At 59.5% G+C, this 23693-nt stretch carries 23 protein-coding genes; 13 read left to right on the top strand and 10 right to left on the bottom strand.

Going from position 1 to position 23693, the window contains the following annotated elements:
• Positions 1-56: 56 nt before the first annotated feature.
• Positions 57-1274 (bottom strand): substrate-binding domain-containing protein, encoded by a 1218-nt coding sequence (locus A9404_RS02515; RefSeq protein ID WP_156521208.1) that lies wholly within the window; start codon positions 1272-1274, stop codon positions 57-59.
• A 33-nt stretch (positions 1275-1307) separates the two neighbouring features.
• Entirely contained in the window at positions 1308-1592 is a 285-nt protein-coding gene (locus A9404_RS02510; protein WP_066098368.1) for a hypothetical protein, read from the bottom strand.
• Positions 1593-1714: 122 nt separating this feature from the next.
• On the opposite strand from A9404_RS02510, the gene A9404_RS02505 reads away from it, so the two are divergent.
• The 7 genes from A9404_RS02505 to A9404_RS02475 all read left to right on the top strand — a co-directional run bounded on the left by A9404_RS02505 (position 1715) and on the right by A9404_RS02475 (position 9284).
• Positions 1715-2425 (top strand): response regulator, encoded by a 711-nt coding sequence (locus A9404_RS02505; RefSeq protein WP_066098366.1) that lies wholly within the window; start codon positions 1715-1717, stop codon positions 2423-2425.
• Positions 2422-3765 carry a sensor histidine kinase gene (locus A9404_RS02500; protein ID WP_066098364.1) on the top strand — a complete coding sequence of 448 codons (1344 nt, stop codon included), beginning with the start codon at positions 2422-2424 and terminating at the stop codon, positions 3763-3765. The genes A9404_RS02505 and A9404_RS02500 overlap by 4 nt, the downstream gene beginning before the upstream one ends.
• 204 nt (positions 3766-3969) lie before the next feature.
• Positions 3970-4854 carry a metal ABC transporter solute-binding protein, Zn/Mn family gene (locus tag A9404_RS02495; RefSeq protein WP_066098362.1) on the top strand — a complete coding sequence of 295 codons (885 nt, stop codon included), beginning with the start codon at positions 3970-3972 and terminating at the stop codon, positions 4852-4854.
• Positions 4851-5708 (top strand): metal ABC transporter ATP-binding protein, encoded by an 858-nt coding sequence (locus tag A9404_RS02490; protein WP_066098360.1) that lies wholly within the window; start codon positions 4851-4853, stop codon positions 5706-5708. Before A9404_RS02495 ends, A9404_RS02490 begins: the two co-directional genes overlap by 4 nt.
• Entirely contained in the window at positions 5695-6531 is an 837-nt protein-coding gene (locus A9404_RS02485; protein ID WP_066098358.1) for a metal ABC transporter permease, read from the top strand. Before A9404_RS02490 ends, A9404_RS02485 begins: the two co-directional genes overlap by 14 nt.
• A 119-nt stretch (positions 6532-6650) precedes the next feature.
• Positions 6651-7568: a polyphosphate kinase 2 family protein gene (locus A9404_RS02480; RefSeq protein ID WP_066098356.1), complete on the top strand. Its 918-nt coding sequence runs from the start codon at positions 6651-6653 to the stop codon at positions 7566-7568.
• A gap of 39 nt (positions 7569-7607) precedes the next feature.
• Positions 7608-9284 (top strand): SulP family inorganic anion transporter, encoded by a 1677-nt coding sequence (locus A9404_RS02475; protein WP_066098353.1) that lies wholly within the window; start codon positions 7608-7610, stop codon positions 9282-9284.
• A gap of 663 nt (positions 9285-9947) precedes the next feature.
• On the opposite strand, the gene A9404_RS13510 is transcribed toward A9404_RS02475, so the two are convergent.
• Positions 9948-10199 (bottom strand): hypothetical protein, encoded by a 252-nt coding sequence (locus A9404_RS13510; RefSeq protein WP_197490404.1) that lies wholly within the window; start codon positions 10197-10199, stop codon positions 9948-9950.
• Positions 10200-10487: 288 nt separating this feature from the next.
• Here A9404_RS13510 and A9404_RS02470 point away from each other — a divergent pair, with 288 nt between their 5' ends.
• From A9404_RS02470 to A9404_RS02455, 4 genes are all read left to right on the top strand, one after another.
• Positions 10488-12185 (top strand): SPRY domain-containing protein, encoded by a 1698-nt coding sequence (locus tag A9404_RS02470; protein ID WP_197490403.1) that lies wholly within the window; start codon positions 10488-10490, stop codon positions 12183-12185.
• A gap of 10 nt (positions 12186-12195) precedes the next feature.
• On the top strand, positions 12196-13089 hold the full coding sequence (locus A9404_RS13295) for a hypothetical protein (RefSeq protein ID WP_156521206.1): 894 nt from the start codon (positions 12196-12198) through the stop codon (positions 13087-13089).
• Positions 13090-13456: 367 nt separating this feature from the next.
• On the top strand, positions 13457-13699 hold the full coding sequence (locus A9404_RS13505) for a BolA/IbaG family iron-sulfur metabolism protein (protein WP_066098347.1): 243 nt from the start codon (positions 13457-13459) through the stop codon (positions 13697-13699).
• A 15-nt stretch (positions 13700-13714) separates the two neighbouring features.
• Positions 13715-14080: a hypothetical protein gene (locus A9404_RS02455; RefSeq protein ID WP_066098346.1), complete on the top strand. Its 366-nt coding sequence runs from the start codon at positions 13715-13717 to the stop codon at positions 14078-14080.
• A gap of 72 nt (positions 14081-14152) precedes the next feature.
• Here the strand turns inward: A9404_RS02455 and A9404_RS02450 are convergent, their stop codons facing one another.
• The 7 genes from A9404_RS02450 to A9404_RS02420 form a co-directional block, all read right to left on the bottom strand.
• Complete coding sequence (locus A9404_RS02450; RefSeq protein WP_082922672.1) at positions 14153-14737, bottom strand: HD domain-containing protein; 585 nt, start codon at positions 14735-14737, stop codon at positions 14153-14155.
• A gap of 26 nt (positions 14738-14763) precedes the next feature.
• Positions 14764-15996: a MalY/PatB family protein gene (locus A9404_RS02445; RefSeq protein ID WP_066098344.1), complete on the bottom strand. Its 1233-nt coding sequence runs from the start codon at positions 15994-15996 to the stop codon at positions 14764-14766.
• A complete protein-coding gene (ovoA, locus tag A9404_RS02440; protein WP_066098343.1) occupies positions 15993-18107 on the bottom strand; it encodes a 5-histidylcysteine sulfoxide synthase in 2115 nt (704 codons plus the stop codon). The genes A9404_RS02445 and ovoA overlap by 4 nt, the downstream gene beginning before the upstream one ends.
• 66 nt (positions 18108-18173) lie before the next feature.
• Positions 18174-18956: a lysophospholipid acyltransferase family protein gene (locus A9404_RS02435; protein ID WP_066098340.1), complete on the bottom strand. Its 783-nt coding sequence runs from the start codon at positions 18954-18956 to the stop codon at positions 18174-18176.
• Between the two features lie 6 nt (positions 18957-18962).
• On the bottom strand, positions 18963-19535 hold the full coding sequence (pgsA, locus tag A9404_RS02430; protein WP_066098338.1) for a CDP-diacylglycerol--glycerol-3-phosphate 3-phosphatidyltransferase: 573 nt from the start codon (positions 19533-19535) through the stop codon (positions 18963-18965).
• Positions 19532-20302: a UDP-2,3-diacylglucosamine diphosphatase gene (locus A9404_RS02425; RefSeq protein ID WP_066098336.1), complete on the bottom strand. Its 771-nt coding sequence runs from the start codon at positions 20300-20302 to the stop codon at positions 19532-19534. The genes pgsA and A9404_RS02425 overlap by 4 nt, the downstream gene beginning before the upstream one ends.
• Before the next feature lie 6 nt (positions 20303-20308).
• Positions 20309-20833, bottom strand: coding sequence for a peptidylprolyl isomerase (locus A9404_RS02420; RefSeq protein ID WP_066098332.1), 525 nt, complete (start codon positions 20831-20833; stop codon positions 20309-20311).
• A 166-nt stretch (positions 20834-20999) separates the two neighbouring features.
• On the opposite strand from A9404_RS02420, the gene cysS reads away from it, so the two are divergent.
• Positions 21000-22400 (top strand): cysteine--tRNA ligase, encoded by a 1401-nt coding sequence (gene cysS / locus A9404_RS02415; RefSeq protein WP_066098330.1) that lies wholly within the window; start codon positions 21000-21002, stop codon positions 22398-22400.
• A gap of 87 nt (positions 22401-22487) precedes the next feature.
• Positions 22488-23645: a DHHA1 domain-containing protein gene (locus tag A9404_RS02410; protein ID WP_066098328.1), complete on the top strand. Its 1158-nt coding sequence runs from the start codon at positions 22488-22490 to the stop codon at positions 23643-23645.
• Positions 23646-23693 lie beyond the last annotated feature (48 nt).

Here is a 23693-nt window from a genome sequence, read left to right as displayed (position 1 = left end):
GGCCACCTGGGCCGGATACGGTTGAATCCGCGTAGTCGGAAGCGCCGCCGGGACCGTCAGGGCCCGTAGAAGGAAGTGGGTGGCGCCTTGCCCAGCAGTTCCGTATGGAAGGCAACCAGGTCCGGCAGAATAGCGTTCACGCTCAAGTCGGTGCGATACACCAGAGAGCCATTGGTCAGGGCGGCAGCAATGACTGGTGCAGGCAGACTGAGTCCATACTGGCCGTAGTATCGGTTCACCTGGTCGGCAATCTGGGTGGTCAGATCGCGCATCTGCATGGGATAACCCCGAGCGGCCATGAGATCGTTGGCTGCCTTTTCATAGGCCGCACGAAGACGCGCGACGGCGGCTGCACGGCTCGGATCATCAAGTACGCTGGCACGAATGCTCAAACCACCCAAGGGCAGCTCGCTGGGCGGCCAACTCAGGTATCCCGTGAAGAGCGTTTGGATATCGATCGCCTTGCCGTAGGTGATATTGGACATCATCCCCTGCATCACGATACCGGTAGCCGCCGGATCCACCATGAACGAGGCGCTCGCCGGCATATCGTTCTGCGAATTGCCATCGCCGTCATCCAGCAGTTGCCCGCTGTTCAGTACCGATACCGCTGCCGTGACGGGCAGGTAGTACACCCGAAAATCGCCGCTATCGTAATGACGTCTCACCACGGATAAGGGGGTGCCATTCACGTCGACGGTGACCGTATTCTCCTCATAGGTCGTCGGATCGAATCCCGCGCGTTTCAGTGCCCCCTGGAATAGCGTATCGGGACCGCCATTGCGCCCGCCACCGACCGGACCACTCAGCAGAATGTTGCGGCCGGTCAGGTCGGTGAAATTCGTTACACCCAGGCTTTGGGCCGCCAATTCGAAAAATCCGCGCCAGAAATTCACGGAGACCAATCTCAGATCCGGTTCGGCACCGCTCAGCACCTTGCCCGCTTCAACCCAGGTCATCGCCAGCAAGGCTTCCGCATCCTGATTGGCGAATGCCTGGTCGATTTCCGAACCATTGGACACGGGCAACAGGGTTACCGGGAGACTCGGATCCTGGGCCATGGCCAGGAGCAACGGCAGCACCGAGGGATTGGGGGTTGAAGTGACGCGTATCGGCTGAACGACCGCTTGTGTAACGGCCGCAGCGGTACCGCCCCCACAGCCAGCCAGCGCGAGCAGGCACAAACCGACGCCGGAGAGACCTATCAATCGTCCAGTCCTACTTGATGAAGAAGCATTGATAGCCGCACGCATGACCCATTTTAGAATTCCCATGATTCTTTCCTCCCTATACGACAGGTAAATGGGTTATTGATCAGCCTGCGTAGCCGACATCCGACGCTGCATCTGGCCAATAATCTGACCGTTCATCTGGCCAGCTTGATGTTCCGAGCGGAATTTCTTCATGCGTTCGCGCGCAGCCTGCATCTTGAGTTTCCGTTCTTCAGGGGTCATGGCCTTGAATGCCTTCGCCCTGGATTGCGCCTGTTCGAAAGACCGCGTAGTCTCCGTCGAATCGGCAGCCAGTACAGGCAATGCCATGGCAGATGACAGGACGACGGCAGCAACGGTATGGATGGATTTGGATTTCATGACACGCTCCTCTGGGTGTTGACGGTTCGTCAGCCGTCGCGGGCTGACGAGGCCATCTTCGTCGTCCCCAGCTTGCCGCTGATGCCCGCACCGTGATCTCTGATGACTTTGTGTGACAATTGATGACCGACACGATGACATCCCCGTTGCTCTGCCTGGTTGAGGACGATGCCGAGCAGGCGGAAATGCTCACGGAATACCTTGCCCATCATGGGTTTGATGTGATCCATGCGCGCCATGGGAAGGCGTTGGATAGCCTGCTCACAACCCGAGTACCGGATCTGATTCTTCTGGACATGATGCTGCCCGGCGAGGATGGCCTGTCCATCGCACGACGCCTCGGCACACGGATCCCGATCGTGATGATGTCCGCCCGCGCCGAGGATGCCGATCGGATAGCCGGTCTCGAACTGGGCGCCGAGGATTTCGTCGTCAAGCCCTTCAACCCGCGCGAACTGCTCGCACGAATTCGCGTCGTCCTGCGCAGAGGCAGACCGGGCGCCGATTCACTCTCCGACTACCGATTTGGCGCCTATCTCCTGGATCCCCAACGCCGGGTTCTGTTTCACGACGGTCGGCCCGTCGCGCTGACCGCCGCGGAGTTCTCCCTGCTGCGCGTCCTTGCGAGTCATCCCTACCGCGTACTGAGTCGTGATCGCCTGCTCGATCTCGCGCAGGATCTTGATGAGGCATTGCCGTTCGATCGCTCCATCGACGCGCGGATAGCGCGCCTACGCCGCAAGATTGAATCAAACCCTGCCGAGCCTCGCTTCGTGCGCACGGTTCGCGGTCAGGGGTACCTGTTCGATCCCAGCGGCAGCGAAACGCCATGAGCAGAACACCGGCACGCAGTCTGCGCAGCCGGCTGCTTCGCTCGCATCTGGGGATGACCCTGGCGCTGGTACCGGCGCTCCTCATCTTGGGTGCCTGGCTGGTCTGGATCCCGATTCTTCATTCGGCAACCAGCGATTTCGCCACCCTGATCCACGACGACGTCGAGAATCTGCAATCACTGCCCGCGGAGGATCGGGACGCCTATCGGGCTCTGATGGCGAGCGAGCATGGACTGTACGTGCTGCAAACCCTGCCCGATTCGCCGCGTCACATGAATTTTCTGCCCTATCTGTTCTACCTTCAGGTCGCACTGGATAACCGTTTTCCCCAGACATCCGCCATCACGGCCATCAACCAACCCGTGGCGGGTTATGCCTTCACCCTGCACACGGAATCAGGACCGATTCACCTCGGTTTCAGCCATGAACGCATCGGAACGGCACCCGTCCTGACCCTCGCTGCGATGGCTGCCATCACCCTATTTCTCGCGACACTGGGGGCACTGCTCCTGGCGCGCCGACTCGCCCGCCCCATCGAAACCCTGCGACGGGGCGCGAGCGAACTCGGTCGGGATCCCAAGTCCCGCGTGGCGACGAATACGGGTGTACGTGAGCTGGACGAACTGGCCGAAACCCTGAATACCATGCAGCAACAGATCCTTCGCCTGCATGAACAGCGCAGTCTGCTCCTTGCCGGCGTATCCCATGATCTACGCACCCCATTGACGCGGATGGGGCTGGCACTGGAATTGGCCCGGGAGAATCCTCAGACGGTTCGCTTCGAGCGGATGTCGGGGTATCTCGAGGACATGCGGCAGCTGATCGACAGCTTCATTTCCTACGCCCAGATCAACGTGCGCGGGGGGAACGAGCCCTGTCATCCCGCAGAGATTCTGCAATCGTTGATCCAGCAAAGGCCGAATCTGGCGGCAACGCTCACCCAGGAAATCCAGGCGGACCCCGAACTCCACCTCAATCGACTCGCTCTGACCCGCATCCTGACCAACTTTCTGGACAACGCCACCAAGCATGGCACGCCACCCTTTGCCGTTCGACAACGACGCTCGACCAATAAGATGGGATACAACGAACTGCGCATCGAGATCGACAACGGCGGACCGATTTTGACCGAAGAAGCCTGTCAACAGGCCTTCGATCCCTTCATCAGACTAGATTCCGCCCGCAGTCCGCATCAATCCGGTGCCGGTCTGGGGTTGGCCATTGTCCGCGATCTGGCCAATACCCAGGGTTGGCGTGCCGGGCTAACCCCACGCGCCAATGGTGGGGTGACCGCCTGGTTGGCTTTGCCCGGCACGTCGAACCCGGATGAGCATCCCTAGGTAGCCACGGACCATTCGGCACAATCGCAACCGTGCATCACACGCAAAACTGGTACGGATTTCACGCAAAACGTTATACTGTAACAGTTGCGTTTCGACGCCGTATGCCGGCTGTTTTATCCCATGTACCGTGCCCGACAAACGGTTCAACCGTTCCGTATTTCATCCGGCTCCGATCTAAACTGCCCACGAGGTGTTCGCCCGATGCGTTTTTTGACCGTGCTTATTCTGTTCTGTGGTCTGACCCTGCCGCTGCTTGGTCAAGCCGGTGCCCCGCTGACCGTCGCGGTCAGCATTCCGCCCCAGAAATACTTCGTGGACACCATCGGAGGGGATCATGTCCATGTGGACGTGCTCGTGCCGCCCACGGCCGAACCCGAAACCTACGAACCGACGCCCCGTCAGTTGATGGGCCTCGCCAAGGCATCTCTCTACTTTGGCCTCGGCATTCCCATCGAGCAGAGCTGGATCTCACGATTTCGCAGCGTGAATCCCGGGCTGACCATCGTAGATACGGCACGCGGCATTCAACGCGTACCCATGGCCGACCACGTCGGCGCCCCCACCCACGAAACCGGACTGGATCCCCATATCTGGCTGTCACCGGTCCTCGTGCGTATCCAGGCCATGAATATCCGGGATGCCCTCATACGGATCGACCCCGCTCATGCGCAGGACTACCGTCAGGGCTACGAAAGGCTGGCGTTGAAGATCAATCAGGTCGATACCGACATTCTCAAGGCACTGACAGGGGCACATCTCGCCCAGTCGGCTTTCATCGTGTTCCATCCGGCCTTCGGCTATTTCGCGGACGCCTACGGCCTGACCCAGATTCCCATCGAGGCGGAAGGCAAGGAAGCAGGCCCCCGACAGATGAACGATGTCATCAATTACGCCCGTACCCATGGAATCAAGGTCGTCTTCGTAGAACCGCAATTCGCACAGAAGGCGGCGCGTACCATTGCGACGGAAATCGGCGGGCAGGTTGTCCCGATCGACCCGCTGGACGCCGATTGGCCGCGCGGCATGGAAGCCATTGCACAGGCATTGGGCAAGGTGCTACGTGCGCCCGGGTCATCTACCCCATGAACCCGAACCCCATAAGCCCGAACGCCAAGAACCCGAATACCAGGAACCCGCCCATCATCCAGGTTCGGAATCTCGGATTCCGCTATGACGACGAACCCGTTCTCGCGGAGATCAATTTCGATGTCCAACCCGGCGATTTCGTCGCGGTGGTCGGTCCCAACGGCGGCGGCAAGACAACGCTCATGCGCCTGATCCTGGGTTTACTGTCACCCCAGCAAGGAACGATCCACGTTTTCGGCCAATTGCCGGGACAACAACCGGACCGGATCGGCTACGTGCCGCAACATACCAACATTGCCTCGGGGTTTCCCGCCACGGTCGAACAGGTCGTGCTCATGGGGCTTGCCCAAGGCAAGCGACGGGGTTTCCGCTACACGGCCGAAGAACGGGCACGAGCAGCGCGTGCCATGGAGCGCGCCGGGGTGCATGCACTCGCGCATCGACGCATGAACGAACTATCCGGGGGCCAGCGCCAGCGAACGCTCATCGCCCGTGCCCTCATCACGGCCCCGGACCTGCTGATCCTCGATGAGCCACTATCCAATATCGATCCCTACGGACGGCAATGCATCCTCGAAACCCTGATAGGTCTCGACACAGGCACCACCGTGGTGATGGTGAGCCACGATCTGGGCATCACCGCCAACGCGGTCACCGACATCATTGCCGTGAACCGTTACGCGCTGGCCAGCGATTCCCCCCAACTCACACCCGACATGCTGGCATTGATGTACGGCGTCCACGAAGCCGGATGTCCTGTCCATTCCCAGCTCCAGCAACTGATGGAAGCGCAGACCGCCACTCAGAACACCACCCAAAACACCACTCAGGCGTGCCAGCATGCACATCACTGATCTCCTGCAGCAGACCTTCATGCAACATGCCCTGCTGGCCGCCCTGCTCGTCAGCCTGGCCTGCGGCATCATCGGTGCACTCGTCGTGGTGAATCGACTGACGTTCATGGCTGGCGGCATTGCCCATACGGCCTACGGCGGGGTCGGTCTCGCCGTTTTCCTCGGTGCACCGGTTCTGCCGACTGCGGGACTGTTCACAGCAGGCGCCGCCACCCTGCTGGGCGCGCTGACGCAAAAGCGTCGGGAACGAACCGACACCCTGATCGGCGTGATCTGGGCCGCCGGCATGGCATTCGGGATCATCATGATCAACCTGACGCCCGGCTACAACGTGGGCCTCATGAGTTACCTGTTCGGCAGTATTCTCACCGTGCCCGTCTACGATCTGTGGATCATGTTCGGCATGGACGCCGTGATCCTCGGCCTCGTCCTGTACTACTACCGGGATATCCTGTCCTTCTCCTTCGACCCGGATTTCGCCCAGTCCCGCGGGATTCCCGTTCGCTGGCTCTACTACCTGCTGCTGATCATGGTGGCGGAAGCCGTGGTCATGATGATCCAGGTCGTCGGTCTCATCCTGGTCATCGCCCTGCTGACACTGCCGCCCTCCCTGGCGGAACGCCATACGCGCACGCTTGCCGGCCTGATGCTTGCCGCCGGGTTGTGGAGCTTTCTGTTCTGTCTCGGCGGGCTGATCTTCGCCTACCTGTTCGATCTCAGTTCCGGGGCGAGCATCATCGCCGTGGCTTGTACCACCTATATCGGCTATGTCGGTCTGCAACGACTGATGCGTCACCTCAGGCCCCGCACGATCCCGATCTGAACGGTCCGTTTCAGAGGCATGTCCACGTGCAGGGTTTGTCATCAAACTGAAATTTGGCGCGACAGCGGTGCATCCAGACCGTATATTCAAGGTTCGTACCCACCTTCCGGAGCGCACCGATGGATTACCGCGAACAATTCCTTGTCGATCCCGAAAAACCCCTGATTCTGGCGGACATCGACCCGGGCAGCACGGGTGATCACGACAAGCGGGACAAGGCGGAAGCGGAAACCGAAGCCTACCGCAACGAGATGGAACAACGGCAGTTCCTCCTGTTTGCCGATGGCCGTCAATCCCTGCTGGTCGTGTTGCAGGCACTCGATGCAGCCGGCAAGGATGGCGTGATTCGCCATGTCTTCAAGGCTATGAACCCCCAGGGAACCCGGGTTCATGGCTTCAAGCAGCCGACACCGCAGGAGGCTGCCCATGACTTTCTCTGGCGGGTGCACCAGCATGTACCGGCAAAAGGCGAAGTCGTGATCTTCAATCGCTCCCATTACGAGGACGTACTGGTCGTTCGCGTCCACAACCTTGTTCCGGAATCGGTCTGGTCCGAGCGCTATGACATGATCAACGAGTTCGAGCGCCTACTGACGCAGAACGGCACCAAGATCCTGAAATTCTTTCTGCACATCAGCCCGGATGAACAACTGGAACGCTTCAAGGATCGGCTGGACGATCCCACACGACACTGGAAAATCAGCGAATCGGATTACAGCGAGCGGGAGTTCTGGCCTCAATATACCCAGGCCTACGAAGAGGCGCTCGTCAGAACCAGCACATCCCACGCGCCGTGGTACGTCATCCCGGCGAATCGGAAATGGTTCCGGAATCTCGCCATTTCCCAGATCATCTCCAACACGCTGAATGAAATGAATCTCAATCTGCCGCCGACGCGCGTGGACATCAAAGACATCCGACTTCGGTATCACGCCGCAGTCAAGGCCGCCGACGAACTCAACGGAAACGGCGAAAACAATGGAAAGGACGGCAAACGTGGCAAAAACGGCAACGGTAAGAAGAACAAAAAAGATTAGGCGGATGCCTGTCTGCATTGAGGATCAAGGGCGCGGACGATGACGATCCGCTTCTTTTCCGGCCTGCTGCCGCTGTCTCGGCAATCCATCCGGCGGGACACGGCCGCCGGACTCTCCCTGGCCGCGATGGACATCCCCAAGGTCCTGGGTTACACCCACATTGCCGCCATGCCCATCGTGACCGGCCTGTACACGATCTTCCTGCCCCTCCTCGCCTTTGCCATCTTCGGTTCGTCCCGACAGCTGGTCGTCGCGGCCGACTCGGCCACCGCCGCCATTCTCGCCAGCGGAATCAGTCCCCTCGCCACGCCGGAGAGCGCGAAATACGTGGCCCTCGTCGGCACGGTCGCCTTGCTTTCTGCCGGAATCCTGCTGCTCGCCCGTCTCTTCAAACTGGGCTTTCTGGCGGATTTTCTGTCCCGTACGGTCCTGATCGGCTTTCTCGCCGGGGTCGGCATTCAGGTCGCCATCGCCATGCTTGGGGATCTTCTGGGCATCAAGGTCACGGCACAGGACAGCATTCAGCAAATCATCCAGGTCTTCCATCACCTGGGCCAGATCAATCTGCCCACCGTCCTCGTCTCCCTTTTCGTCCTCATCGGCATCGGTTGGGGACGAGCCCGTCTTCCCGCGCTACCCGTGCCGCTCATCGTCGTGCTGGGCAGTATCGGCGCAAGCTATTTTCTGAACTTCACGAAATATGGCATCGCGACCGTCGGGCCCATTCCCGGCGGGTTGCCCACGTTGGGGTTACCGCAGGTCTCGATTCATGAGTTCATGGAAGTCCTGCCGATCGCCCTGTCCTGCGTGGTCATCATCATTGCCCAGAGTGCCGCCTCGGCCCGGGGATTCGCGGTAAAGCACCAGGATCGTCTCGACGAAAATGCCGATATCCTGGGGCTGTCCGCAGCCAAGGCCGTCGCGGGGTTGAGCGGGACCTTCGTCGTCAATGGGAGTCCCACGCAAACAGCCCTCGCAGACGCCCTGGGCGGACGCAGCCAATGGACTCAACTCGTATTTGCGGCCGTAGTGGCCGTCGTTCTTCTGTTCCTGACCGCGCCGATCGCCTACCTGCCCAATGCCGTGCTCGGCGCCATTGTCCTGCTGGTGGCTGTAAGCATGATCGACATTCCTAGTCTGCGGAGCATGCGCCACGAAAGTACCGGGGAATTCCTGCTCGCACTCGTTACGGCCACGACGGTCGTCGCGGCAGGCGTCATGGAAGGCATCCTCCTCGCCGCCGTGCTTTCCCTCCTCCGTCACGTCTATCACAGCTACCGACCGCATACCGCCATCCTGTTGCCCGATGCCGCTGGCCACTGGCTGCCCATCCCCGCCAGGCCGGGGGCGGAAACCCAACCGGGGCTGCTGGTATACCGATTCGGAGCGGATCTGTTCTATGCCAACGACTACCACTTCACGGACGAAGTTCGAAAACTGGTTGATAAGGCGCCCCATCCCGTCCGTTGGCTCATCTTCGATGCAAGCGCCATCACGGATATCGATTACTCGGCAGCACGTTCCGTGCTCGAGCTCTTCGCGGAACTTCGACAAGGCGGCGTCCAGATGATGTTTGCACGTGTCACACCGGGGCTTCGCGGCGACATGGACCGCCATGGCATCACTGCCGTCATCGGTGCCGAGAACCTCTATCTCTCGATGCATGATGCCCTGGCCCAGGTCGACCACGAGTCATCCAACGAACAGGTGAATTGAAGTCGAAAACAGCACAAATACTTGTTCAACAAGCCTATGAGCGGCTAACCTGCCTGATAAGTAAACGATCTCAACGCATTGATGCGGCCAGCGCCATCGCCGAGTTGATAGCCCGCAACAGGCGCGAACCCCTTAGATGGAAAGTAAAGGGCACGGCATTCGGTAACTGCAGGAGGCTCCATGAACACGTCCAATGCCAAATCCGCCGGCATTCTCTTGGCCGTCACCCTACTGGCAATCGCCACTTATGGACTATGGTACGCATGGAATCAGGGCCTCGTCGGCCATAATCCGCGCGCCCCCGTTGCCGAGGCCATGGAGCCGGCCGTCCTGATTCAGGCTAAACGGACGGCGCGAAATCGTCTGAACCGGACACAGTGTCTGCCCATCAACCTCCGCCTGCCCAAACCGGAAATCAATGGCCGTCCGGGCATCGCGCTGCGTACCACACCGAACAGTTTTGATATTACCCTGCTACTCAAGACTGATTACCCATATCAGACCCAACGCGACGAGCAGATCACACAGCTGAATTATCTTGCGAAACAGGGGCTTCTTGCTGCATCTGATGTCACAATCGATACCGACGAAGGGCCACGATCCGCCCGAAACTATCGAATGACCTGGGCAGGCTATGCGGCCAGTCAGCAGAAAAATGCAAGTTCACTCTGCCTGAGCACCGGCAAACGGGAATATGCCGGCATCGAACGGATTGAACCACGGGAAGAGCGCATGCTCGACCACGAAGTTTTTGCTGTCACCTATCGCAATCGTGTGCTGGACAGACCCGCCTGGACCGCTACCGCCGAAGCGAAACAACTCTTCCCAAAATTGGCTGAACTGACCGAGGACAAACTGGATACCGTACTGGTGCTCCGCACCCAGGAAGGATGGCGCGCCCCATGGGAACTCCAACAGGAACTGGCAACGGCCGCAAACACCATGAAAGCACGGTCATCGACGTCAGGGGCGTCCGATCGGGAAAATCCCCCCCTCCCGACCGGGGCGGAGACAGACCAGTTGCTTGAGGCGTGGATGAACGACAATCGTGTGCGTCGAAACGATCAGATTGCCTGCTTGCCCCTTCGTCTGGAACGGTCAAGCGATGACCGTACCCTGGCGGGAAGCGCCACGACGACAACGAAGGAGTTTGTCGTTACCTACATGGATCGGGATGGGCGGAAAGGCTATGAATACACGCGAATGGCCAGAAACCTCCACATCCTCTTTGCCTTGGAACAGGCGGGATTGGCAAGCAGGGAGATACTGGTCACCGAACAGCCAAAATCCGTCAGCACATCGGACACAACGCCCGTCGATATTCCCACCTCACCGCTTGAAAACACACAGAACCCGGCCGGTATACGCTATCGGATTCCGGCCGCTTTCATGGATATGCTCAAATTGCAGCAATATGGCGGCGGTTGTATCCCCGCCGGTCGCATGAAACTGCAGTTCATGGGCGTTGATCAGGAATCCGGCCGCGTCATGGTGTACGAAAAAGCCACCTTGTCGGAAGCACCGCCCTGGACGGAACAGATTGCAACGCACCTTCCGGCCATGCAGGCGCTGCGTGAAGAAGGTGTCCCGGTAAATATCGGCATGATGTACCTGAAACGCGGCAGTGATGCCGACAAAGCCTGGCGCGTCGTGCAATTTTCACCGCTCTATCCAGAAATCGCCTATAGCGACATTCCCGACCAACTACGGCCGTTCTTGCCCAAATCAACGGCCGCCGCGCCAAATCCCGCCATTCGCGCCCCAATCAGCGGCACACCGAAAGTGATTCCGCCCAAAGTCGTCACCCTCGACCCACAGGTTTCCATTGCCGGATTCCCGCGAAATTCCAATCAGGTTGTCACAGTCGTTACGCCCGATCAGCCACCCTTTCCCGCCCAGGGAGCTGCAGTCCATGTAATCTCGGTTTATCAGGGAGCAACCTATGGCGCAACCCACCGCGCCAATCAGCACGCGATGTATCCGGTGCGGATTACTGTCAGCAAGCCAAACACCCTCCTCATCCTGCTTTCCTATGAACCTGTGGACTGGCAGATACATGCCGCGAACAATGCGCAACCCAAGCAGGTCCTGGTCTTCGGGTATTACGATTCCCGCGTCACGTTCTCCGGATCGAGAAAGGTGCCGACCACCATCGCGCGCACGAGCGAACTGCCGCTGAAATGGAAGATCTCCGTGCCGAAAACGCCGACAAAACCTACCGAGGAAGCCCGAATCGACATCGCCCAGCTCAGCGAAAAGTTGACCGGGGCGAAACCAGACGGCTTCCAGACATCATACGAGGCGCCTTCGGCCGGGTTCCGAATCGACAACCAAACCAGTCGGTTCATTCCGCCCGGACCACAGAAACCGTCGAACGATGCACCCCTCGCCATCCTGCAGAGTCTGAACCGGGGCAACGCCGGCAATCGATTGATCCGTCAAAACTACGGCGCCATGAATGACGGCTGGTCAAACCATGCCTACACCGCCGGCAAGCTCTATTTCGAAGGCACCATCGACATCCATGGCGCCGCGACTCGGCATGCCTTCTCAAACATCGGCCTGTGTCTGTCTCGAGATGGGAAATCAGCAGGATTGCCAGGCGCGGTGCTGGCCATGGGTTACGGTCGAACCTATCAGGTCAAGGATGGAGACGTCTTCGGCATCGCTGCCGACCTCGACCAGCATCAGATGTATGCACATATCAATGGGGCTTGGCTGACTGGCCAACCAGACAGCGGGAACGGCATTCCTCTGGCCGCGGGCAAACTTTACAGGGCCTGTGTGTTCGCCAGCGGCTCATCCCGTAAAGGCGCACCACCTTCGTATACCTCATGGGAGGTCAATTTCGGTGCCCAACCCTTTGTGATGAAGCCACCTGCTGGCTACGGCGCATTCTAATAAACCCCAAATGAGCATGAGTAAACAGACAACGCTACCGAGTAATATGGGGCGTATTCTGTCTCTCCCCACAAATCTGAACACGTATATTGTGAAACTGCTCATTATCAGCAGTTTCTCAACGCTTCTATCCGCCTGCGAAACCTATCCGGCAACCGGCGGACGCTTCGTGATGCACGTCACATCAATTCCCACGGAACGTACCCAGCTGCAATACCGTCCAGGTCTCTCACTGGGACTGCTGCAAGGGGTAACCCGTACGGCCGTCGAGGACGAACGCGTATGGTTCGCCCATTGTTACTCGGCTGGTCCCCACCCCCTATCGGACCGACGGTTCGGTTTTATCCTCCTCCCCATCGGCATGCGCATAAAACCGGACACAGTGCTCGAGATTAATGCCAGGCAGGCAGTGGGCGGATCTATGTCCTACCGTCGATTTTTCGGACTGGCACGTCGTATCAGCCCTAGCAATGCAGACGAATACTTTGATCACGGGAGCTGGAAACATCTCTTCCGATGCGGGCCGATTACCGCGAACGGTGATATGCGGGTAGAAGCCTTTTCCCTGCTACACACCTGGGATTACGATGCAGCCAAGGCGGAGGAAAATCGCAACAGCTTCATAACCGACAACGAATTGCGCCAAGGCAGAATAGCCATCGGCGAATGCTCGCCCGGCACGGATTCCTGGATGCATTGGAAGGTTCGGCTCCCGCCAAATCTGATCGTTCGGCCTGGCGATTACCTGGAAGCCATAGCAGGTTCCAACGAAGCACCTCGATCGACAGGGCCAATTTCTCAGGCAGTCTGTCGGATCAAAACACCCGAACCAAAATATTTCAATCACACACAAGGCAGCCGCACCATTCGCTGCGATGCACCCGCCACGCCCCTCACGAATTGAGCGACCTATCCGCTTCGACGACCATCATTCCGGGTTCTTGATCCTGATCATTTGAAGCAAAAAGCGAATCTCTATGTGCGCTTGCGTTTTGTCGAATGCGCACAAGCCCTGTTCAAAACGAACAAAATGTCGCCAGTCTGACATTGATGAAACGCCAGCATCACAGAACCGCACGAAAAATCATAAGGATAGACATTGGCATCAAGATTGCTTTTTCAATGGCAATGGTCCTGCATCGACCCGAGGACAGAATCACGCACCGGCGTCAGAAAGATTGAAACCAGACATTTGGGAAAACGAACCCGGTACGCCACCAGAACAATTTCACTCCCCGGCCAAGATGAACGAAAACGAGATCCGAGAACGAATGCAGATCCTGATGCCCGATGCCCAGATCAATATTCTGGCTCTGGGCAATGCTATCGACATGCATGTTGTCAGTGCGCGATTCGCGGGGAAATCGACTCAGGAGCGGCAACGACCGATCAAGGCCATGTTCAGCGGCGACCTTTTCTCCGGCCGTATCGGCACCCTGTCGATCAATGCCTATACGCCCGACGAATGCGCCTTCGGAATGGCTCTGGGTGAAACATGCTGGCAAGCTGGGTAACGGAACGGTAACGCGATGGAAGCATCAACCGAGATCGACGAAAGCGCCATACATCCTGCAGCTCGCTGGGCAACAGCGGCGGCGTTTACCCCGCAACAAGTCGATTGCACCACAGCAGTCGCCCTGAAAATCCTTGATCAGAAATGCAAGATGACGGCCAGCGAGCAGGCAGCCCTGATGATAGTCTACGATGCGGTGCGCCATCGGCCCGAGGAGTTGTTTGATGCCTCGGTCCACCGAATCATCGAAGCGGCACGGACAGGCCCGGATGCGACAGTGTGCCACTCCATCCACCTGTTGCGGGTACATGCTGAGAAATCCATTCCAAAGCCAATAATGAAGGAATTCAAGGCTTTTTTGAGGACTGGATTACAGACCTGAAATCACTTTGGGTGCATGCAATATCCAACTGAATATAAATAATATTCCACCAAATTCCCGTAACACCTGATGTCAGGTGTCGGCCAACCAACCCTGCTCGACGGCATCGTCAAGCTTCGACAGAAACCACTCATAAATTTCTGGATTTTCCGTCTCTATGAACTGATGCATCTTGAGTACCTGCTCCTTGCGGATGCCATTGTCTCGCCAGGCACGCCCTTCGCTGGTGATGTTGTGCAGGAACGGCAGCAGTCGGTCGATCACCTTCAGTAGATTCGCTTCCCGCGATTGTCCCAGTTCCTGTTCGTCCCATAGCGGAAGAATATTCTTGATGGGATTGCCGGGGTGGGCAGCGATTTTTTCCACGCCTTTGCGTTCTTCGATAGGGGCATCGCGCCTATTCGCGCTGTACAAAAACGTATCCCCCGCTTCGATTTCCCCGAGATCGTGGATCAAGGCGAGTTTGATCAACCTGGCGACGTCATAGTCTTCCTGAAGCAGTTCCGCGAAGGCCCAGCAGGCCATCGCCAGATGCCAGGAGTGCTCCGCGGAATTCTCGACCCGCTCACCGCCGTTGATGTAGGTGCGTCGATTGACCGACTTCAAAGCATCCAGTTGAAGTAGGAATCCCGTGATCTCGGAAATTCGCTCTGACACGGATATCCTCCATAGTTTCTGAAATATCAGCAGGTTGAATGCGATCGGAAGGACAGGTTGGCGACGGCAGCCTGCAAGGCACGCATGGCGGTTGCCAGTTGCGGTTGCGGGCAAGCGATGTTCAACCGCATGAACCCGCTGCCCGGTGCGCCAAAACTGATTCCCGCATTCAGTCCCAAACCCGCCTGCTCGATAAAGAATCGGTTCAAGGCCCGATCGTCCAGTCGAAATGTCCGGCACAATTCGCGGCAATCCAACCAGAGCAGAAAGGTGGCCTCCGGGCGCTGGACGCGAATGGCAGGGATGTGCCGTTCGATGAAGTCGACCACGAAGTCGATATTGCGCTGCAATTGCCTCAGCAATTGCTCAAGCCACGGTTCGCCGTTCGAATAGGCGGCGATCAACGCGGTGATTCCGAACACATTGCCCGAGGTGAGGCCGCTTCGATTCAGGGCCGACGTCAAACGCGCACGCAGATCGGTGTTCTCGACGATGGCAAACGAGGTATTGAGGCCGGCCACGTTGAAGGTCTTGGACGGGGCATGCAAGGTGATGCACCGTTCGGCGATCTCCGGCGACAGACTGGCAATGGGGACATGACGATGGGGTGCATGCACGAGGTCCGCATGAATCTCGTCGGCCAGAATCCAGACGTCATATCGGACGCACAATTCGGCCATGCGTGCCAGTTCGTCCCGTCGCCAGACTCGGCCGACCGGATTGTGCGGCGCACACAGCACGAAGAGCCGTGCTTGCGCCAGCTTGGTCTCTAAGTCCGACCAGTCGATCTCGTAGCCCTGATCGGTCCACACCAGCGCGCTTTCCAGGGCAAGGCGGTTCTGATTCCCGGCCAATTGATGAATCGGTGGATAAACGGGCGTTTGGACGAGGATGGCGTCGTCGGGCTCGCTCAACGCCCCCACGATCAGGTTCATGGCCGGCACGACGCCGGGCAGCGCCACGATCGATGCCACATCAACCACCCAGTCATGACGACGGGCCAACCATCCGGCGATCGCGGCGTAGAAGGCCGGGGGATAGACCGTGTAGCCGTAGATCGGATGGGCCGCGCGGGCCCGAAGCGCGTCTTGAACGCAGGCGGGTGCCGGAAAATCCATGTCCGCCACCCACAATGGCTGGACGTCCGACTTGCCGAACACGGCGGCGCGCGCGTCGAATTTGACGCAGTCGCTTCCCGCCCGATCGATCGGATGATCGAAATCGATTGGCGCGCTGCCCGATTCGCTGGGGCCTGTCATGGCGTCTTTTCCCAGATGCTGAGTTCGGCGATGCTGTGCTGGAACTTGCGCGCCGTTTCACGGATGACAAACGGCACGTCCTCACGCGAGACGAGCCGCAGGGTAGGCGTTAGGCACGCGGTGAGGCCGGCCATCGTGGTGACGGGTTCGCCATCCTCCTTGTAGCCGCCGAGCCACTGCCCCTTCGGGGTATGTTCCTCCAGCCAGGTATAGGGGGAACTCAACACCAGCAAGCCGCCGGGGTTGAGCCGTGCCACGGCTTCGCGAAGAAATTTGGCGGGATCGTACAGACGGTCGATCAGATTGCCCGCAAAGATCAGATCGTAGCCCGTGAACTGCGGCTTGAGGTTGCAGGCGTCGGCCTGCCAGAAACCGATCCTGTCCGCATAAGCCGCCAGCGCTTCCGGGATGGGCACCTCACGGAAGTCGACAAGCGCCCCTTCGGTCGGCACGACATAGCGAATTCGCCCTTCTCCACGCATCTGCTCGGCCACGCGGATGAATCGGGCGGAGAAGTCCAGACCGGTGACGGTTTCGAAAGCCGTCGCCAACTCGAAGGTACTGCGCCCTGTCGCGCAACCCACGTCAAGCGCGCGCCCCCTGGGTCGGTCACCCATGGCTTCAATGCATTTGCGCGCGCAAACCGCCGGGTAATTCTCGATGCCGAAATACCGGTCCCCCCAACCGAATTCCGCATACTGGCTGACGAGACTGTCCGTCTCGTACACGCCCGTGGGCAGATGCTCGCTGTAATCGCTCTGCACATAGCGGAAACCGGCATGCTGGAAGAAATGCCGCCGGAATGCGTAGCGTGCAGACAACTGCGCTTCGTCACCCGTGCTGATGAACGAGCCGCCCTTGATCAGGTTGTGGCGACCGTCGTAGGTTGGCGTGGTGAAGTCGTCGTACAAGGGATGCACCTTGAATCCGTCGAAGGGATAGATCGGGGTGCCGGTCCATTGCCAGACGTTACCGACCACGTCATGGAACGGGCCATGGGCGAACCGATCGACGGGACAGGCCGAAGCAAAATGCGCCAGCGCAATATTGGCACCGGGCAATCCCTCAGACGCAGAAAGCGGCCATTGGTCGTGATCCGGTACGGCAGCGACATCGGCCAGACGATACCACTCGTCCTCGTAGGGTAATCGCACCGGCATCCCGCTCTTCGCGGAAAGCCAGCGACAGAAAGCTGCCGCCTCCAACTGATTCACGTCCACCGGCCAATCCAGCGGCAACGGAATTTCCTCGGCCAGCGCGCGATATCGGAATCCGTGCGGCTGGTTGTTGTCCGCGATCCAGAATACGGGATGCATCGCGCGCCGATAGTTCCGCCAGGCAAGCCCCTCCTCGTCCCACCAGCTGTCGGTTTCGTAGCCGCGATCATCGACGAAGGCAAGATACTCGCCATTGCTCACGAGATACCGGCTGGCGGTGAAATCGGGGATGATGACCTCATGGCGACCATACTCGTTGTCCCAACCGTAGAAATCGTCGCGCTTGCCCAGGTTCACCGGGCCGCCGGGGACGGGCAGCAACGCGTTGATCGGCGCGGAACCCGATTCGGGGTAGATGGGCCAGTGGTGGCGCTGTTCGGCGTCCAGGTAGTGAAGCGGCGTCTGACGGATCAGCACCGAAGAGGTTTCCAGATGGATGCGCTCGTGCTCGATCCCCATCAGGATGGGCCAGAATGGCGATTCCCAGGTGATCGGTAGTTGCAGGGGCAGGCTCTGAATCAGCGTATCGACGGCCGCGCGAACCTTCCGCCGATAGGCGCGCGTGGCTTCGACCGTTGGCCAGTCGTAATGGGCATCGTTCAGGTCGTCCCAGCTCATTTCATCCACGCCCACCGCGAATATCGACTCCAGCTTGGAATCGATCCGCTCGGGCAGGAGTTTGGCCAGCACCAGCTTGTTCACGAAAAACACGGCCGTATGACCGAAGTAGAAGATATGCGGATGGCGCAAGGACTCAGGCCGGAGATAAAAGGCTTCGTCCGTGGCGAGCAGGTCAAACAGGCGTTCGAACAGGTCCGAGGTCTGGTGATAGTAAGTGCGTATCTCAGCCCGCTTGGCTTCAGGGTCCGACCCTGACAGCGCGGGCATGGGCATGAACTGGCTCAAAAGGCGCCCTCTCTCCGGTTGTTCTTCAGGTCCCGGGACGGATCCCGGAAATTTTTATGAACGTAGGATAGACGAGGAAACGGGATTTGCGGGGAACGATGTGTCCGATGCCGCGTTTTTCAGGACATGGCGGATGCGCTGTTCCGCGAGGCGCGCGATCTGGTCGCGGGTGACGGCCGCTTCGCCGGGCAAAATCGGATCGAGAAAATGCACCGCCACCTGCAGCCGCCGGGCACGCAGAACCCGCCAGAGCGACCCAACCAAATGGTCGTCATCGATAAAGGCGGCCCGCCGATCCAGTGCGCCCGTCTCGGTCGTGAAACGCAGGGCAACCGGCTGGATTGGCACGTCAGCGTCGATCGCGGGCTGGATCAGGCGGGGGTGCAACCGACGTACATCCGCACCATCGCTGGTGGTCCCCTCGGCAAAGATCACGACGTGTCGACCGGAAGTCAGCCCTTCGGCCAGCGCATCTCGGGCAGAATCCGCACCACTGCCCCGTCTCATGAACAGGGTACCCGCGGCACGCGCCAGCCTGCCGACGACCGGCCAGTCCCCTACCTCGCTTTTGGACAGAAATACGGGCGCCGGACGCATGCCGCCCAGTAGCGGAATATCCAGCCAGCTGACATGATTGGGCAACCACAGGGCCGCAGCGTCGGGATCGGGCGGCGAACCGTGGATAGAGATATCCACGGCCAGCACGCGATTGAGATCGGCCAGCCACTGTTGGGCGATGCGCCGCCGTTGCATGGGGGGGTGCGGCAAGTGACTCAGCGTGATGCCGCGCAGCAGGTGATAACCCAGACGAACGATACGTACGGGAACCCGCCACATGAACAATCAGTCCCCGGCGGCGCGTTGCGCACGCACGGCCCGCCAGGCAGCCATGCCATACAAGGCGCCGGAGGCGAGCGTCAGCACGGCAGACACCATCAGCAGCCAGTAGCCGATCTGGTAGACAGGAATCACGTCCCACAGCGGGAACCAGTTCAGCATGAACATGATGGCGAACATCTGCGCGATGGTTTTCCATTTGCCGAGCTGGGAAACCGCGACGGCCGCCCGATTACCGGTTTCTGCCATCCATTCGCGCAAGGCGGAGATCAGGATCTCCCGCCCGATGATGATGATCGCCGCAAGCACGATCCAGATGTCACCATTCGCATACACGAGCAGGATCAGGGCGGCGGCCACGATCAGCTTGTCCGCTACCGGATCGAGGAAGGCGCCGAACGAACTCTGCTGATTCCAGCGACGGGCCAGATACCCGTCGAGGAAGTCCGTGGCGGCAGCCAGACCGAAAATCCAGGCAGACAAAGGCCGGGCGGCGCTTTCTGGCGCAAAGAGAAACACCAGGACCAACAACGGGATGGCGGCAATCCGCAGCCAGGTCAGGAACAGCGGAAGATTCATGCCGGCATGTCCTTGGCCCTCGAAGCATCCAGAGCCACTCGGTCGACGATGTCGCAAGTGGACTCGTCGAACCGCTCGAGGGTGATGGACTCCGATCCGATCGCGACGAGCCAGCCGTATGCGCCCCAGTCGCCCGTTACGATACGACCGCGGCCCTTTGGCAAGCGGTGGATCGCCGGACGATGGGTGTGGCCGTGGATGAGGAAGGTGGCCAGGTGTTCGGCCATCAGCACATCGACGGCGTCGGCATTGACGTCCATGATATCTTCCGGCTTCGAACTGGATTCGGAGCGACTCCGTGCACGCAGCGCCTGGGCCGTCGCGATGCGCTCTTCCAGCGGGCGAGCCAGAAAATCGCACTGAAATGCTGTCGAGCGCAGTTGCTGGCGCATCGCCTGATAGGCGACGTCATCGGTACAGAGGCTGTCGCCATGGCACAGCACCATCCGCTGACCACCGCTTTCCAACTCTTGCACCTCAGGCAGCAGCTCGGCCCCGATGCGGTCCAGCAAAGCCTGACCGATCAGGAAATCCCGGTTGCCGGTCTGAAGATACTTACGGCACGGCAACGCCGCCAGACCGTCAAGCGCCGCCGAAGTCCCCGGGTCGACCGGCTGGTCGTCACCGACCCAGTAATCGAACAAATCACCCAGGATGTACACCGCATCGGCCTGTTCGGCACGTGCCAGGAAGGCCTTGAACGGACCTAGCGCGGCCACATTGGTTGGCGACAGATGCAGGTCCGCAATGATCAGAGACTCGCGCATCACGATTTATTCGGTCACACGGGCAGCTTGGGTGATGACGATGTCTTCGGCAGGTACGTCACTGTGACCGCTGCGGCGGCCGGTGGGCAACGTCGCCATGGCATCGACGACGTCCATGCCCTTCACGACATGGCCGAATACGGCATAACCGTAACCTTGCGGGTTGGGCGCCGTGAAATTCAGGAAGCTGTTGTCCTTGAAGTTGATGAAGAACTGGCTAGTGGCGGAATGCGGATCGCCGGTACGCGCCATGGCGATGGTTCCGCGCGCGTTCTTCAAGCCGTTGTCCGCTTCATTGCGGATCGGCGGCATCGTCTTCTTTGGCTCCATGTCTGGGGTCAGACCGCCACCCTGAGCCATGAAGCCTGGAATGACGCGATGGAAGAGCGTGCCCACGTAATGCCCGTTATCCACATAGGCTAGAAAGTTCGCCACGGTTTCCGGAGCCTTAGCCGCATCCAGTTCGATTTCGATGGTACCCAAACGGGTTGTCAGGGCGACACGCGGATTCGTCTGATTGTTGTCAGTCATTGCAAACACTCTTCAAGTCGATGGTTTATAACGGGTAATGATCTCAACCGGAATCATGCCGCCAGCGGGTCGGTTGACCCGGCAGAAAATTTTCGACGACGCGCCGGTTGAGATTCGGCCATAAAGCCGCAATCATAACGGCCTTATCGCTCGGAATCGAACCATTATGCTGGTTATTTATGACACCCACGCCCGCCAGAAGCGTGAATTTGTCCCGCTGAACCCCAACGAAGTCCGCATGTACGTCTGCGGCATGACGGTCTACGACCGCTGTCACATCGGTCATGCCCGGGTCATGGTGGTGTTCGACATGGTGACACGCTATCTGCGCGAACGGGGTTATCAGGTGACCTACGTACGCAACATCACCGACATCGACGACAAGATCATCGCTCGAGCCGCCCAGAACAAGGAATCCATCCAGGCGCTGACCGAGCGTTTCATCACAGCCATGCACGACGATGCGGCGGCGCTGGGCTGCCAGCCACCCGATCTCGAACCACGCGCCACCGAATCGGTGGACGACATGGTGACCATGATCCAGACCCTCATCGACCGCGGGCATGCCTACCGCGCCGATAACGGCGACGTGTATTTCGACGTATCCACCTTCGATCGGTACGGTGAACTGTCCGGCCGTCATCTCGAGGATCTGCGCGCCGGAGCGCGCGTCGAAGTGGACGAAGCCAAGAGCGACCCCCTGGATTTCGTACTCTGGAAAGCGGCCAAACCCGGCGATCCGAGTTGGCCCGCCCCATTCGGTTCAGGCCGACCGGGCTGGCACATCGAGTGCTCGGCCATGTCGACGCGTGCCCTTGGCAATCACTTCGACATCCACGGCGGCGGGCAGGATCTGCAATTCCCGCATCACGAGAACGAGATCGCCCAGAGCGAATGCGCGACCGGATGCCACTACGTGAATTACTGGATGCACAACGGTTTCGTGCGCATCAACGAGGAGAAGATGTCCAAATCCCTGGGCAACTTCTTCACCGTCGCCGAGGTGATGGCCCGCTATCATCCCGAAGTCATCCGCTTCTTCATTCTGAACAGTCACTACCGCAGTCCGCTGAACTATTCCGAACAGAACCTGGACGCAGCACGGACGAGCCTGACACGCTGGTACACGGCCCTCAAGGATGCGCCTGTCGGGGGGCAGCCGATCGAAGCTGTACTGTCGAACTTCCATGAAGTGATGTGCGACGACTTCAACACGCCCGAAGCCTTGGCGCTGGTGTTCGAACAGATCACCGAGCTCAACCGGCTCAAGACGAGTGAACAGGCCGACGAGCGCGCCCGCGCAGCCGATCATGCCGCGACCCTGCAGGCCATGGGCCGGATCCTGAATCTCGGTCAGGGGGATGCCGAAGCGTTCCTGCGCTGGGCCCCGGAGTCAGCTGCCGGGAATGGGTTGGACGACGCGGCCATCGAACAGAAGATCGCCGAGCGCACGGCTGCCCGCAAGAACAAGGATTTCGCAACATCGGACCGCATTCGCGACGAACTGCAGGCCGCTGGCGTCATTCTCGAGGACAGTGCCGGCGTCACCACCTGGCGTCGCGGCTAGCGCCGACGAGGCCCAAATCATGGCCTGGGCACGCGCGATCCCATATCCTGACCTATACACCGATTTCATTATTTCTGGCATCACACCATGACGACACCGCAACTCATCCAACCCGAAGGCTGGATCTACCATCTGTCCCACACCGATCTGGACGGCTATGGCGCCCAGTTCATGCTCAAGGCATCCGGGCAGAAGGCGTTTTTCTTCAATGCCGACTATCGGGACATCCCGCTGGCGGTCGACCAGATCGTCGAACAGATACTCGAAAAAGGCGAACCGGCCGCCCTGCTGATCACCGACCTCAATCTGTCCCTGGATCAGGCGGAACAGATCGACAAGCGCCTGCGCAAGCTCAAGGTGCCGACCACCCTTCAACTGCTGGATCACCATGCGACCGGGGCCGACTGCGCCGCGAAATTCGACTGGTACCATCTGGATACGGAGCGTTGCGCGACCAAGCTCGCCTTCGAGGCCGTTGCCCATCTCCTGCCGGACGACCAACGCGCCCTGTATGCAGAACGCGCCGATTTCGTGGACCGGGCCGACCGCTGGCTCAAGGACGAACCGCAATTCCGCAAGGCCCTGTATCTCCTTGGCCTCGTGATGCAGGACGACCACCTCGCCCCGCCCCTGCGCGACCTCAAGCGGACCTACCGTTTCCATCTCATCGAGCAGTTCTTCCTCGCCCACGAACGTGGCGACAATCTGGAGACCATCGAGCGTGGACTGTACGACCTTCGCAAGCAATTCCTGGCCGGCAGGATCGACAAGAAGGACTTCAACGATCCCGAGCTGCCCCTCAACGACAAGTTTCATCTGCTTTCCGCCGCTGTCCTAGATGAAGACACCGTGCCGATGGTGGACATCGACGGCTTCCGTGCCGGCATCTTCTTCAACTGGCCCCACGATGTCTGGCGCGGCGTGATCATGGACATGATGGAAACCCGCCAGAAGATGGACATTGCCATCAGCGTGCGCGGCAACGGCAAGCTGTCGCTGCGCGCCAATCCCGGTGTGGACGTCGGCGCGATATCCGCCAAGTACTTCCGGGGCGGGGGACATCCCGGTGCCGCCGGCGGCGAACTGAAGGACAATCGGTTGCGCGACCTCGATCATGCCGTGAGCTGCATCAAGCAGACGATCAATCCGGCCCCGCCCGTCGCCACGGCCAAGCTCGGCAGCATGATCACCATCCAGCCGCCGCGCGCCGGGGCGCAGAAGAAGAAAAACCAGGCACCGCAATGATCCGGGGCGCCCATTCGTGAAAATCGAATCCATGGTAGGACGGGTCGA

Source organism: Halothiobacillus diazotrophicus (assembly GCF_001663815.1).
Lineage (GTDB): Bacteria > Pseudomonadota > Gammaproteobacteria > Halothiobacillales > Halothiobacillaceae > Halothiobacillus > Halothiobacillus diazotrophicus.
Note: the sequence above shows the minus strand (reverse complement) of the source record. Positions and strands in the feature narration are given on the sequence as shown.

Bases quoted from the DNA above. Each gene is read 5' to 3' on its own strand.
- A9404_RS02515 (WP_156521208.1), bottom strand. From the start codon at position 1,274: ATGGGAATTCTAAAATGGGTCATGCGTGCGGCTATCAATGCTTCTTCA.
- A9404_RS02510 (WP_066098368.1), bottom strand. From the start codon at position 1,592: ATGAAATCCAAATCCATCCATACCGTTGCTGCCGTCGTCCTGTCATCT.
- A9404_RS02505 (WP_066098366.1), top strand. From the start codon at position 1,715: ATGACCGACACGATGACATCCCCGTTGCTCTGCCTGGTTGAGGACGAT.
- A9404_RS02500 (WP_066098364.1), top strand. From the start codon at position 2,422: ATGAGCAGAACACCGGCACGCAGTCTGCGCAGCCGGCTGCTTCGCTCG.
- A9404_RS02495 (WP_066098362.1), top strand. From the start codon at position 3,970: ATGCGTTTTTTGACCGTGCTTATTCTGTTCTGTGGTCTGACCCTGCCG.
- A9404_RS02490 (WP_066098360.1), top strand. From the start codon at position 4,851: ATGAACCCGAACCCCATAAGCCCGAACGCCAAGAACCCGAATACCAGG.
- A9404_RS02485 (WP_066098358.1), top strand. From the start codon at position 5,695: ATGCACATCACTGATCTCCTGCAGCAGACCTTCATGCAACATGCCCTG.
- A9404_RS02480 (WP_066098356.1), top strand. From the start codon at position 6,651: ATGGATTACCGCGAACAATTCCTTGTCGATCCCGAAAAACCCCTGATT.
- A9404_RS02475 (WP_066098353.1), top strand. From the start codon at position 7,608: ATGACGATCCGCTTCTTTTCCGGCCTGCTGCCGCTGTCTCGGCAATCC.
- A9404_RS02470 (WP_197490403.1), top strand. From the start codon at position 10,488: ATGGCCAGAAACCTCCACATCCTCTTTGCCTTGGAACAGGCGGGATTG.
- A9404_RS13295 (WP_156521206.1), top strand. From the start codon at position 12,196: ATGAGCATGAGTAAACAGACAACGCTACCGAGTAATATGGGGCGTATT.
- A9404_RS13505 (WP_066098347.1), top strand. From the start codon at position 13,457: ATGCAGATCCTGATGCCCGATGCCCAGATCAATATTCTGGCTCTGGGC.
- A9404_RS02455 (WP_066098346.1), top strand. From the start codon at position 13,715: ATGGAAGCATCAACCGAGATCGACGAAAGCGCCATACATCCTGCAGCT.
- A9404_RS02445 (WP_066098344.1), bottom strand. From the start codon at position 15,996: ATGACAGGCCCCAGCGAATCGGGCAGCGCGCCAATCGATTTCGATCAT.
- ovoA (WP_066098343.1), bottom strand. From the start codon at position 18,107: ATGCCCATGCCCGCGCTGTCAGGGTCGGACCCTGAAGCCAAGCGGGCT.
- A9404_RS02435 (WP_066098340.1), bottom strand. From the start codon at position 18,956: ATGTGGCGGGTTCCCGTACGTATCGTTCGTCTGGGTTATCACCTGCTG.
- pgsA (WP_066098338.1), bottom strand. From the start codon at position 19,535: ATGAATCTTCCGCTGTTCCTGACCTGGCTGCGGATTGCCGCCATCCCG.
- A9404_RS02425 (WP_066098336.1), bottom strand. From the start codon at position 20,302: ATGCGCGAGTCTCTGATCATTGCGGACCTGCATCTGTCGCCAACCAAT.
- A9404_RS02420 (WP_066098332.1), bottom strand. From the start codon at position 20,833: ATGACTGACAACAATCAGACGAATCCGCGTGTCGCCCTGACAACCCGT.
- cysS (WP_066098330.1), top strand. From the start codon at position 21,000: ATGCTGGTTATTTATGACACCCACGCCCGCCAGAAGCGTGAATTTGTC.
- A9404_RS02410 (WP_066098328.1), top strand. From the start codon at position 22,488: ATGACGACACCGCAACTCATCCAACCCGAAGGCTGGATCTACCATCTG.